Origin of the sequence: Sodalis sp. RH22, assembly GCF_047324165.1 — a bacterium.
Classification (GTDB): domain Bacteria; phylum Pseudomonadota; class Gammaproteobacteria; order Enterobacterales; family Enterobacteriaceae; genus Acerihabitans.
Window position 1 is genome coordinate 853,807 of record NZ_CP178731.1, and the last position, 12,425, is coordinate 866,231.

10 protein-coding genes are annotated in these 12,425 nt (G+C 54.3%); 2 read left to right on the forward strand and 8 right to left on the reverse strand.

Annotation, left to right across the window (positions count from 1 at the left end; translation table 11 throughout):
- The first annotated feature begins 625 nt into the window (after positions 1–625).
- Complete coding sequence (locus ACL2XN_RS03925; RefSeq protein ID WP_413730333.1) at positions 626–2,569, forward strand: methyl-accepting chemotaxis protein; 1,944 nt, start codon at positions 626–628, stop codon at positions 2,567–2,569.
- A 236-nt stretch (positions 2,570–2,805) separates the two neighbouring features.
- On the opposite strand, the gene ACL2XN_RS03930 is transcribed toward ACL2XN_RS03925, so the two are convergent.
- Positions 2,806–3,744, reverse strand: coding sequence for a GlxA family transcriptional regulator (locus tag ACL2XN_RS03930; RefSeq protein WP_410014773.1), 939 nt, complete (start codon positions 3,742–3,744; stop codon positions 2,806–2,808).
- Between the two features lie 89 nt (positions 3,745–3,833).
- Between ACL2XN_RS03930 and ACL2XN_RS03935 the strand changes: the two genes are divergently transcribed.
- Positions 3,834–4,781: an alpha/beta hydrolase fold domain-containing protein gene (locus ACL2XN_RS03935; protein ID WP_413728215.1), complete on the forward strand. Its 948-nt coding sequence runs from the start codon at positions 3,834–3,836 to the stop codon at positions 4,779–4,781.
- Positions 4,782–4,858: 77 nt separating this feature from the next.
- Here the strand turns inward: ACL2XN_RS03935 and ACL2XN_RS03940 are convergent, their stop codons facing one another.
- The 7 genes from ACL2XN_RS03940 to ACL2XN_RS03970 all read right to left on the reverse strand — a co-directional run bounded on the left by ACL2XN_RS03940 (position 4,859) and on the right by ACL2XN_RS03970 (position 12,387).
- Positions 4,859–6,025: an FAD-dependent oxidoreductase gene (locus tag ACL2XN_RS03940; RefSeq protein ID WP_413730334.1), complete on the reverse strand. Its 1,167-nt coding sequence runs from the start codon at positions 6,023–6,025 to the stop codon at positions 4,859–4,861.
- 219 nt (positions 6,026–6,244) lie between these two features.
- Positions 6,245–7,243, reverse strand: coding sequence for an extradiol dioxygenase (locus ACL2XN_RS03945; RefSeq protein WP_410014776.1), 999 nt, complete (start codon positions 7,241–7,243; stop codon positions 6,245–6,247).
- Between the two features lie 69 nt (positions 7,244–7,312).
- Complete coding sequence (locus ACL2XN_RS03950; protein WP_410014777.1) at positions 7,313–8,197, reverse strand: fumarylacetoacetate hydrolase family protein; 885 nt, start codon at positions 8,195–8,197, stop codon at positions 7,313–7,315.
- Between the two features lie 31 nt (positions 8,198–8,228).
- Positions 8,229–8,645, reverse strand: coding sequence for a RidA family protein (locus ACL2XN_RS03955; RefSeq protein WP_413730335.1), 417 nt, complete (start codon positions 8,643–8,645; stop codon positions 8,229–8,231).
- Between the two features lie 43 nt (positions 8,646–8,688).
- A complete protein-coding gene (locus ACL2XN_RS03960) occupies positions 8,689–9,672 on the reverse strand; it encodes an ABC transporter permease (protein ID WP_413730336.1) in 984 nt (327 codons plus the stop codon).
- Positions 9,673–9,705: 33 nt separating this feature from the next.
- Complete coding sequence (locus ACL2XN_RS03965; protein WP_413730338.1) at positions 9,706–11,277, reverse strand: sugar ABC transporter ATP-binding protein; 1,572 nt, start codon at positions 11,275–11,277, stop codon at positions 9,706–9,708.
- 21 nt (positions 11,278–11,298) lie between these two features.
- A complete protein-coding gene (locus ACL2XN_RS03970) occupies positions 11,299–12,387 on the reverse strand; it encodes a substrate-binding domain-containing protein (RefSeq protein WP_410014781.1) in 1,089 nt (362 codons plus the stop codon).
- Positions 12,388–12,425: the final 38 nt, after the last annotated feature.

Here is a 12,425-nt window from a genome sequence, read left to right on the forward strand (position 1 = left end):
CTATCCCGTTATGCCGGCCATAAAAAACGCCCTGGCGTTCAACGGGATGCCAGGGCCTGTTATTGCGCCGCTTTTGGCGGAAAGTCATCCAGGGTAAAAAGGCAATGAGACCACCTGGAATAGGTTCTTGCTGGTTAACTTTGGCGGTGCTTAGCTTTAATCCATGGGATATTTACGCTTGTTCTTTTTTTGGATAGATGATTATTTTAAAATCCTGGATTCATTACGACCGGGTTTTCTTTACATCACATCAAAAAGCGGTGAACACCCTGATTTTCGTTGTTTGTTTTATCTTGGTCAGGATTTTTTTTTGCTTATTTCGGTTAAGTGAATAACAGGAGGGTATGGCAGCTAAAATTGCGGATAGGGAATTTAAATTTATTTATTTTCCATGCTGAAAAACCTCATTAAAGGCACAATTGCTGCGTTTTTTTGGCTTTAAGGTAAATAAAAAATATTTATTTCATGCAAATCATGTGGTTATTATTTATACTCTGTTTATTAATTTAATCTTAAGAAAAGCCCTTTCGGTGCCGATAAGCTTTTTAGCGTGAAAATATTATCATTTTGGAATACTTAAATATTATTCTAAAAAGCATATCCATATGTTAACAAAGGCTTACACATGATTAGCGGCAGATTGATGTTTCGGGATTTTTCCATAGGCAAGAAACTTTTTACTGGGTTTATAGCGTTAATTGTCATTATCATTGGCATGTCGTTCTACAGTATTTACTCTTTAGATGTGATTCAACGTAATGCGGTCAGGACAAACCACACCAACAAAATTGGCGATTTGCTTGAGTTGGCCCGAAGGAATCGCCTGTTGTATATGCAAACGGGGGATGAGCAGATGATCAAAGCCAATGGCGAAGCGTTAAGCAGTATGCAAGCCTTAATCGAAAAAGAAGACGTCTCTCATTGGCAGGGCAATGCAAAAAATAAATTTGAAATCTTAACTGAAAAGATAAAGCTTTATAAGCAGTTACGTGATGTGTTTTTCGCTAATATTGTTCACAGTAATGCACTTGCCAAAGAAATCACGCAGGATAATGGACAGAGCTTTTTGATTGAGCTGCAGAGAAAAATGCAGGATCCCGCCGTTGACCTTGGTATCCGGGCAACGCTCTTTAACATTTCGCTGTCGCTCGACGACCTGCGTGATGCCGCGAATACACTGATAACCCAGCATACCGATAACGCATTTGCGGCTTTTAATAAGTCGTACCATGATGCCGAAACCCTGTATTCCGCCAGCATTACGCAGCTTCCCGACACGGAAAAAGCGGTAGTCATTCCCGTGTGGGCCTATTTCCAAAAAATCAAGTCCAGTACCGACACTTACTTTTCGGCAGCGCTGGCAAGTCAAAAATCCTCCGACAGCATGAGCAGTGTTGCCGATGAACTTAACAGTGCGACAAGCGATCTCATTGAAGCACAGGATTATGATAATGAAAAAGTCATTACGGACGCCATCGTCCTCATCTCCGCGCTCGCGGTAGCCGCGGTCTTCGTCGGATTATTGGCGGCCTGGTTCATTACCCGCCATATCACACGGCCCATCATCGCAAACCTGGCGATGGCGGAATGCATCGCCCGCGGGGATCTGACCTCGGAGATCGCATCCCACTCCAATGATGAACTTGGCCAGCTTACGCGCGCCATGGGCGCAATGAACACCAGGCTGAGCGAAATGATTACCGGCATACGTGAAAGCGTCGGTCATCTTGCCAGCGCGTCTTCGCAAATCGCGGCCGGGAATACGGATCTGGCCTCGAGGACTGAACAGCAGTCGGCGGCCGTAGTGGAAACCGCGTCCAGTATGGAAGAGCTGACCTCGACCGTCAGGCTGAATGCGGATAATGCCCTGCAGGCAAATAAACTGGCCGCCAGCGCCACCCTCGACGCGCGCAAAGGCGGTGAAATCGTCGACAATGTGGTGCTGACCATGAACGGCATTGCCGACAGTTCAAATAAAATCACCGACATTATCGGTGTCATCAACAGTATCGCTTTCCAAACCAACATCCTGGCCTTGAATGCCGCGGTCGAAGCGGCGCGGGCAGGCGAGCAGGGACGGGGATTCGCCGTCGTGGCCGGCGAGGTAAGAACGCTGGCGCAACGAAGCGCTACCGCCGCCAAAGAAATTGAATCCCTGATTAACGAGTCGGTGCTGCGCATTAGCTCAGGTACGGAATTGGTCAATCATGCGGGATCCAGCATGGGGGATATCGTGCAGTCGGTGACGCATGTCAGCCAAATCATCGATGAAATCGCCACGTCATCAACCGAACAAAGCCACGGCATTGATCAGATCAGTAAAGCCATGGTGGAGATGGATTCCACCACGCAGCAAAACGCGGCGCTGGTTCAGGAATCCTCGGCCGCCGCCATTTCCCTGGAACAGCAGGCAAGAAATCTCAATGATATGGTCGCTATCTTTAAGGTCAGAGCGGGTCGCGCGCAGGAAAGCGCCGCTGGTGAATCCTTGGGGATGGCGAAAAGAAAAAGCCCGTCCAAGCCTGGCACAATGAATAAAGCGCTTAATGAAGAATGGACTTCATTTTAAACGTTAATCTTCTATTCATATCCTCCAGCAGGGTGGCTTTCGAAGGCGTCATCCTGCTAATACGGACTTTACCGGCTTATAAAGGGTAGACCACCGGCTATAATCGTATCCTGACGGCGTTTATTTTTGCCGCGGCGTATTTCCGAATCCCCTTATACGTATGCTTCCTGCCAGGGAGAGTATGGCCGGGCTTTTGTGCTCATCCGGCGCTGTATTTCACCTGACTGAAGCGGTATTCACCATGGCACCTTGCGCATTCTTTGCGGCGTGGATCCAAGGCAGCGTAAAAAGGCCTTTCGCATTAATGCAGTATCACTAAAACCCGCCTCCAGCGCGATGGCCGCCAGCGTCTGGTTGCTGTTTTCCACCCGGCTGCGGGCAAACTCCACCCGCAAGCGCTCCACGGCCCGCGCCGGGGAAAGACCGGTATTGGCGACAAATTCCCGGGAAAACTGGCGCGGTGAGAGATGCGCCTCTTCCGCCATCATGGTAACGGAGAGGTCACCCCGAAGATTGCGGTTGATAAACGCCAGCACCCGCTGGATCCGTGGCGAAGGCGGGGTAATATCCCGCATGCGCATAAACTGCAACTGGCCATGGGTACGACGGCGGGGGATCAGCAACTCCCGGGCAATAAGATGCGCCAGCGGCTCGCCGTGTTCCGCCGCGACCAGCGCGAGCGCCATATCCATTCCGGCAGTGGCTCCGGCCGACGTCCAGATATCATCATCCTGCACCACGATACTGTCGGCCAGCAGCCGGGCGTCAGGGACCAGACGCTGCAGTTCCGCCACCCGGCGCCAGTGGGTGGTCACCTTTCTTCCTGCCAACCTGCCCGCCGCCGCCAGCACAAAAGCGCCGGTGCAGACGGAGACATAGCGGTGGGCAATATCCTCCCGCAGCAACGCCAATAGCGCGGGATCGCAGCTTGCCCGGCCGACGCCGCTGCCCCCCACCACCACCAGGGTATCGAATCGTTTGCCTCCGCCAGCGCTGGCGTGTACCGCCAGGCCATTGGAACTGGCGAACATCCCGGCCCGCACGGCGCACACATCCAGCTGGAATTGTTCCTTTGGCGGCAGGTGGAGATTAGCGGTCTCGAACACGCTGAGCGGCCCGCTGAGGTCAAGCAGATTGAAACCGGGAAAAATCAGAAAACCAATGCGACGCGTCATGTCCTAAAAAGCCCTTTTTATGTCATTTCAGACAAAAGTATGGTGTGGAATACTGACCGGCGTCAATCAACGGTTTCAGGAGAAATGTGATGCCTTATGTCATGGACAGTGAACTTGCGGCACGTTTAGCACAATTGCAGCCCGAGCTTGCACGTTTTCCCGCCTTTCAACCCGGCGATGTTCTGAGCTGGCGGGACAAGAGCAACGCCTTTTACGCATTGCTTAACGACCATTTTCCCGAGGCGACCGGCATAGAGACCCGGGAATTTTTCATTCCCATGGGTAATGAAAAACGCCTGGCGCGCTGGTATCAGAACGCGGGCGAGCCCTCGCGCGGCACGGTGCTCTTTGTGCATGGCGGTGGCGGCGTCTCCGCCGATATCGCCGCCTATCATAAAATAGTGGCGAACTATGTGGCACAAAGCGGCGTCAGTTTTCTGGCGCTGGATTATCACCTTGCCCCAGAGATAGCGGGGGATAGCCAGGCGGAACAAATTATTAGCGGTCTGGCTTGGCTACAGGAAAACAGCGCGCAGTTGTCCATCGAACCGGATCGTATTGTGCTGATGGGTGACAGCGGCGGCGGGGGTATCGCGGCGTCCGCGGCCATTCTCGCCCGGGATCGACACATTGCCTTAGCCGGGCAGATCCTCGTTTACCCCATGCTGGATGACCGGACGACGGATGCGACAGCGGAAATATCGCCCTTTCTTACCATCACCGCCAGCGAAATACAGACCGCATGGCGCGCCAGGATACCGGACGGAGCGGATGACGGACAACTGAACCGCATTATCCCGGCCAGGCTGGACGATTTTACAGGACTTGCCCCCACGTATATTGACGTGGGCGAGCTGGATCTCTTTTGCGCGGAGAACCTGGCCTGGGCGGGAAATCTGGCCGCCGCCGGCGTGCCGGTGGAATTTCATCTCTACCCCGGCGTCAATCACGGTTTTGAGTTGCTGGCCCCGCATTCAGCCATCGCCCAACAGGCCATGCGGCTGCGTTGTTCGGCCATTCGCCGTCTGACGGCGTAAGCAGGGTACTTCCAGCCAGGGCCGCGAACCGCCGGTGTATCCTGCTTCGGCGTCGCGGCCGCGCGTTGCGCTGAAAGTTACACGGCCAGCGTGTAGCCGTGTAGCCATGAAAAATGCCGGCCAAGACTGTTGAGCACGGCATCACGCTCCGCCCGGGCAGGTCCCTGCGCAAGATGCAGACAGTCATTCACCCGGCGCGACGATGCCTGAATTCTTTCACCACGGGCTTTACGTTCGCGTTGGTAGCTCTCGAGCTTTGATTCGATGGAATCCAGGGCATCATTATTCATGATGTGTGCGAGGGCGACGGCATCTTCGAACGATGAAATCGCGCCCTGGCCGTGATGGGGCATCATGCCGTGCGCGGCATCGCCGATGAGCACGGCGCGCCCGCGATACCAGGCCGCCATCGGGCTGACCTGGAACATCCCCCAGCGCTCGGACAGGTTAACGTGTTCAAGAAGCTGCCCGACGGCGGGATGCCAGCCGTTAAACATCCCGGCGATGGCGCCGGCGTCGGCGGGGACCCGCCAGGCTTCCTGCCGCCATATTTCCGGACCATCCATAAAAACCACGATCGTCTGATATGCAAAGTTTTTCCCGATGGGAAAATTCAGTACGTGCTTGCCATCGCCCATCCAGTCGGTAAAGGAATGCGGTTCGGGAAGGAGGTCGAGATCGGCGGTTTTGGCCAGTCCGCGAAACGCGCTGTTGCCGGTGAATACCGGCGTGGCGGAGGCACTGATCGCATTGCGGACGACGGATTTAATGCCGTCGGCGCCCACCACCAGGTCCGCCGTCGCCACCGAACCATCAGCCCAGTAAAGTTTCGCTTCGCTGCCTGCATCCTCCAGACGGGTAAGCTGTTTGCCCAGCCGGATATGTTCTTTGCCGATAACGTCAAGCAAGGCCGCCTGCAGGTCGGTACGGAAGGCGCCGTAGTAGGGGTGCCCGTATTCATTCCTGTACCAGTTATCGCGGGCGAGCAACTGCGAGGCCGCCACGCTGCCGTCTTCATTGCGAAAAAACGCGGCTTCCGTTTCACAGGAACATTCCGCCATGCGCGCCGCAATGCCCAGCTCGGCAAACAGGCGCGTGCCGTTCGCCCACAGCGAGATGCCCGCACCAAGCTCAACCAGTTCTCTGGCCTGCTCATACACAATAACCTCATGTTTGCTGTTTTTCATGGCGCTGGCAAAGGCCAGCCCGCCCATGCCAGCGCCAACTACTGCAATTCGTGCCATGGCAGTTCTTCTCCACTCATGTTGGTAAACATCGTCTTACAACTTTCAGATGAAGTACGCATTTATCTTTAAATAAAACAATAATCGGCAGTATTTAAAATAAGGCTTGGCCGCAGGCTGAATAAAATATTCCCATGGCCTTATGACCAGATTAATTAATTTAAATGTAGCTTACGCAGGAAATTCCTTTTCCCGATGATAAATGTGTATGAAATAAGTTTATTGTTGACCGGGGTAAGTTAAATAACTCATTCCCGTTATCCATTCCGGTACGGATTCATATGCAACGTAGTCAGGGCGCGCGCCTTTCATCGCCCCCATCAGCGCCACCCAGTTGAGCGCCTCATGGCCGCCGTGTCCGCCGCGCTCCTCCACTTCCTCATAGGTCAGCGCGCGCATATATTCCACATCACCCGCGGCAAAGCGCTCCAGCATTTCCCTATCCCATTCTTCATTGACCAGCGGATGGCTATTACCGAGCGGCCATTCCATTTTGCTCATCATATCTATTTCATATTGGGCGAAATCGGTATACAGCGTCGGGTCGTCAATCAGCGCTTCCTTACCGATGGTCTGATACACCTTCATGCGCTGCAGCAGCTTATCATCTTCCGGCGCGCCTTCAGTCCATACCGGCGGCCAGTGCGAAAGCCCGCCTGTCGCCAGAAAATGAATACGATAGTCATCAGGCAATGTGTCGATGATTTCGCGGACTTTTAACCCCAGATCGTAGGCCCGTGAATACGGCATAAGCGGCGGAGAGAAGACGTTAATATAGACTGGCACCACCGGAATATTGAATTCCGGGTTGATGAAGACCAGGGGCATCATCAGATTATTGCCATATTCAATCGCGCCCATGCGTGTTGCGTCAAACCCGCCATGAATCAATTTTTCAAGCAACGTTTGCGCAATGCCGGCATTACTGGCAATGCTGTGCTGAGTAGTGAATTTCAGCGCTTCCATCATATATTCCGCCGGCCCGATATTCGCGTCACTGACTGGAACGCCCAGGGTCGGCATTAAGTTGCGGAAATTGTTTTCAAAATGATCGTCTAAAAACGCAATAATCAGATTTGGTTTGGTATCGTCGATACAGTGTTTCAACCGCGCATGTATGGCGGCCAGGCGTTTTCGCTGCTCGGGGGAGGGCGCGTCTGCCCAGCCAAGCGCACCGGGAACATGGGACATACTGATGGCACTGACAATCTTAGCCATATCATAACCTCGTTATCTGAATAGGTGATTTTTCAACGTGAACGCCTGAGAAAATGTATTATCTGCAAATCAAATAATCGTATTGGTTAATTCGCCGATCTCCTTCATTGCCACCGTCACTTTATCTCCCTTTTTTAAATATCTAGGCGGCGTAAAACCTATTCCAACACCAGCAGGCGTACCGGTGGCGATAATATCGCCGGGCAGCAGCGTAATGTTTTGTCCAATGGTCTTGATTAGGGTCGCAACGTCAAAGATAAGATCCGCAATGGCGGCCTCCTGGCGTTTTTCGCCGTTGACGGTACAGGCTATTGTCTGGGAACCGGGTTCGCCAAACTCATCGGCAGTCACCAGGACCGGGCCCATCGGGCAGAATCCGTCAATGCCCTTGCCGAGCAGCCACTGGCTATGCTGTTTTTGCAGATGACGCGAGGTGAGGTCGTTGACCAGCGTGTAGCCGAAGACATAAGACATGGGATCGTCGCTCTGCGTCACGCGTCCTTTTTTGCCCAGCACCACGGCTAACTCGGCTTCGTAATCGAGGGTATGGAAGGGATCGAGCGTACTGTCTACCTCGTCGCCGGGGCCACTGACCGAGGTGGAGGGTTTGCTGAAGATAATAGGATGCGCGGGGACATTTCCCGCCGCGGCGCTCGAATCAAACCCGCTGTTTGCAAACTCTTGCGCATGGGCCGAGTAATTTTTGCCGACGCAAAAAATATTGCGCCGGGTACAGGGAATCGGCGCCAGTAAACGCACGTCTTCCTGCGCCAGACCATCCTCATCGGGACGTTCACTGTAGCGTTGCAGCCTGTCGGCAAATGTCGCATAGCTGTCAATCAGCACATTCATATCATTGGTAGCAACAATATCAGTGACATCGACTACTTTTCCGGCAGTGTTAATTACGCCGATTTTTTTCTCGCCGGAAAGCAGATACGTAACCAGTTTCATATTTTACCTTACAATAAAAACGCTATATTAATTAATCGCGCGCGCGGGCCACGGCTTCCACTTCAATGAGGAATTCTTCTTTAACCAGCCGGTCCACTACCAGCAGCGTATTCGGCGCATAATCCGGCGTGGCGAAAAGTGTTGGAAACAGTTCTTTCCGGTTTTTCATAAAAGCGTCAATATGCTGGGATGCCACCAGATAGGTATTAAATTTCACCACATCGTTGTAATCGCAGCCTACCGCTGCCAGCACCGCGCCTAAATTGTCAAACACCTGCGCAAACTGCGCGTCAAAATCGTTTTTACCTACCACGCCGCCATCGGAACCTACTGAAAGTTGACCGGAGATATAATAAAGGTCTCCCGCGCTCACTTTGGTCAGGTTAGAATAGAGTCCTTGCGCGGGGCTGGCGTTTTCCGGATTGATGTATTGCACCTTATCGGACACGGTAATACTCCTCGATGATAATAGGGATGAAGCCAATATAATGTTAATGCGAATCATGGCGGCGGAAACGATCGAGAATAACGGCGAAAATAATGACGACACCCACGGCGAGCGTCTGGTAATAGGCGGATACGCCTACCATGTTCATCACGTTTGACAGCAGCGTTAATACCACCACACCGGTAATCACCTGCCGAAGATTGCCTACGCCGCCGGTCAGCGCCACGCCCCCGAGAACGACCGCCGCCAGGGACTGCAGCGTCAGGTTCGCCGCCGCGATGGGCTGGGCGGAGCTGGTCCAGGCGGTTAAGATGATGGCCCCCGTTCCGGCGCAGAAACCGCTGACCATATAGACCAGGACCGTATTCCATTTTACGTTGATTCCCGATTTGGACGCCGCGGACACATTGGAGCCCATGGCATAGACATAGCGGCCGAACAGCGTGTATTTGAGCAATACGCCAATCATGATGGTCAAGGCGATGGCAATCCATACCATGACGGGAAGCCCTAATAATGTGCCATAGCCCACGGCTTCGATATATGAGGCGGGAACGTCGTAAATGGGCACGCCGCCCGACAATATTAAAGCGAATGCCTGAGCGACGGACAGCATCCCCAGGGTAATCACCAGGGGGGAGGTATTAAAAACCGCGATAAGGATGCCTGACGCGGCGCCGGTTAACGTGCCGACCAGCAGCATGGCGACCAGGCCCGCGGGGACGCCGAACTGATTCATGATCATCACGCCCGCGACGCCTGCGAGGGACATGGCAGAAGAAAGCGACAGATCCAGTCCCCCCCTTATTACGGCCACGGCCTGGCCAAGTGAGATAATAAGCAGAGGGGCCAGTTGGCAGGCCAGATTTATCCCGTTACTGACGGACATAAATCTCGGCTGGATAAAGCCCGCGATGACGGCGGTTAACACAATCAACAGGGGAAGCATCCAGTCCGAAAGCGAAAATCGTCTGGTTTTCACGCCTTTTCCCGACGCCAGGAGCCCCGCTTCTCTGCTTGTACTCATGATGCAAACTCCTGCTTCATCATTACGTAAGGGTTAATGATCTGGCTGGTCCTGACCGGCCTGGCCGACAACGTCTGCGATAATCGACGCTTTGTCATGTTCGTCAGGGTTGCGGTATGCCGTGACGATACTGCCGTGGAACATTGTCCACACCGTGTCGCACAGCGCCATCGTTTCGGCCAGATCGCTTGATAACATCAGCACCGATACCCCGGTCGAGGCCAGCGCGCGAATGCGCTGATGGATTTCATGTTTGGCCGCGATATCGACGCCGGCGGTGGGTTCTTCCAGTACCAGCACTTTTCCGGCGCTGGCCATGGCCCGGGCGAGCAGAACCTTCTGCTGGTTGCCGCCGCTGAGGCTGGTAAGCGGGTCATGCTTATCAGCGTATTTCACGCCGCAGGCTTGCAGCAGTTGGTCCGCCATGGATTCTGCCCGGCCAATACGGATAAATCCGCTGCGAGCGAACCGTTTTAACTGGGTCATCATCAAGTTTTCCGCGATGGACAGGGACGGATACACGCCATTGGCCGCCCTGCCGGCAGGCAGCCAGGAAACCCCTTTTTTCAGCGCCTCGGACACGTTTGCGGGCCGCCATGCATAACCCTCTAATTTGAAGCTGAGAGGGGTGTCGCCTGGTATGGGCAGGAAGCCGACCAGGTTATGCAGCAAGGCCTCGCCTCCGCAGCCGACCACCCCATAGATGCCAACCACTTCGCCGCGACCGACAGAAAAAACCCGGGTTCCGCCGCTGCTGACCGGCAGGTTTTCCACGTCGAGCAAGGGCGGGAAGCGCAGGTTGCCTTTGTCATTAATGTCGTGGCTGCCGGGCGCCTTGCCCGTAAGGCGCGAGACAATGACATCAGCATCCACATCGCCGCCGACGGGGAATGAGTCCACGACTTGTCCATTGCGCATAATAGTGACCCTGTCACTGACCGCGATCACATCATCAATATGATGAGTCACTAAAACCGAGGCCAGGCCCGCTGCCCGCAGTTTTTCCAGCACCCGGAAAAAGCGTTCCTTCTCGACGGCGCCCAGCATGGCCGTCGGCTCGTCGAAGATAATCACCCGCGGCTGGGACAGTAACGATTTCCCGATTTCGATAAGCTGCTGTATGGCTACCGGGAAAGCGCTTACCGACCGTTCCATATCAATGTCGGCCAGCCCAAGCTGGGCCAGGACTTCCTGCACCCGGGCGACTTCCCGGGCTTTGCGGATAAACGAAAACACCGTTTTGCCTTTCTCCGCGCCCAGCCACAGGTTGGCGCGGACCGACAGGCTCGGCGCCAGGGACAGTTCCTGATACACCATCACTATGCCGGCATGGCGCGCTTCACGGGAACTGCTGAACGAGACCTGCCGTTCGCCATACCAGATCGCGCCTTCGTCTGCTGGATATAATCCGCTGATGATCTTGCCGATAGTTGACTTGCCGGCCCCGTTCTCGCCCAGCACGCAGTGGATCTCCCCGGCCTGGAACTGGATGGAAACCTGGTTCAGCGCCTGCGTGGCGCCAAACCGCTTGGACAAGCCGCTGATCCGCAGCAGCGGCGAGCTTCCCTGACTTAGCGCCTTACCCGTTACCTGTTCTGTCGACATCGTTGTTACCTCGTACCAGGCTTACTGCATTGCAGGCACTTTCCATTCAGCCGGCGCGATTTCATAGGTTTCAAAGGGATGTGTCGCCACGTTGCTCTTGTCCAGCACCTTATTCGGCACATTGTAATGGGCGTAATTCAGTCCATCGGTACCTGCCGGCGCCAGGTTAGGCAGCGGTTTTCCCGCCATGGCGCGGATGGCGTACTGAACAATCAGGCGTCCCATGATGATGCCCGGCTCGGATACCACGGCCAGCATTTTCCCGTCTTCTATCATCGGCACGGCCCTTTTAACCATGGCCGAGCTCACGACGGACGCCTGCCGGTGCTGCTGGCGGATAGCCTGGACCGCCCCCATGCCCAGCGTAATCTGCGGGGTATAGATAAAATTGACCTCAGGGTTGCGTAGCATCAGGTCGGAGGCCTTGGCCAGACCTTCCTGCAGATCGATGCCGCCGCCAAATCCCGTTTCAACCACGGAAACGGGCGTTGCGCATTTACCTGCCTGCGCCTTGAAACCTTCATAACGAAGGCGTACCCATTCGGCCCCGGCGGGTCCTGGGATCATGGCGACATTTTTCGGCGTGACCGGGGATTTACAGACGGCGTCCGCCATAAGTTTGCCGATATAGGTATCATCCTGCAGAACGCCGAAGTCGATATTTTTACTGTCCACGGGGATGCCGACCGATGCGACCTTCATGCCGCCCGCTTTGAGGGATTTAATGATGGGGTCAAAACCGTTGAAGGCGGCCGGGGCCAACACCGCCACGTCGGCGCCGATGCTTTTCAACGCCTCTAGCTGGGCAAACTGTTCACGCACATTGCCGTATGCGCCGGCCACCGACACCTGGACCACGTCCACGCCGGAGCGTTTGGCTTCATCGGTAATGCCGTAAATAATGCCTTTATAAAAATCATCGTTCAGATGGACTACGGTCACCCCCAGCTTGAACGGCTTTTCCGCTTTAAGCGCGGGAATCAACCCGACTAATCTGTCTTCCTCTGCTTTTACCGGGGTAGTCATAAAGGCTGATAGCGCCGTTGATGCCAGAATATAGGAAAAGAATAAAGGGGACGTGCGTTTTTTAAAGTGAGACAGCCAATTCATTATAATTTCCTCGTTGTAATACCGCGACAGGACAGAAA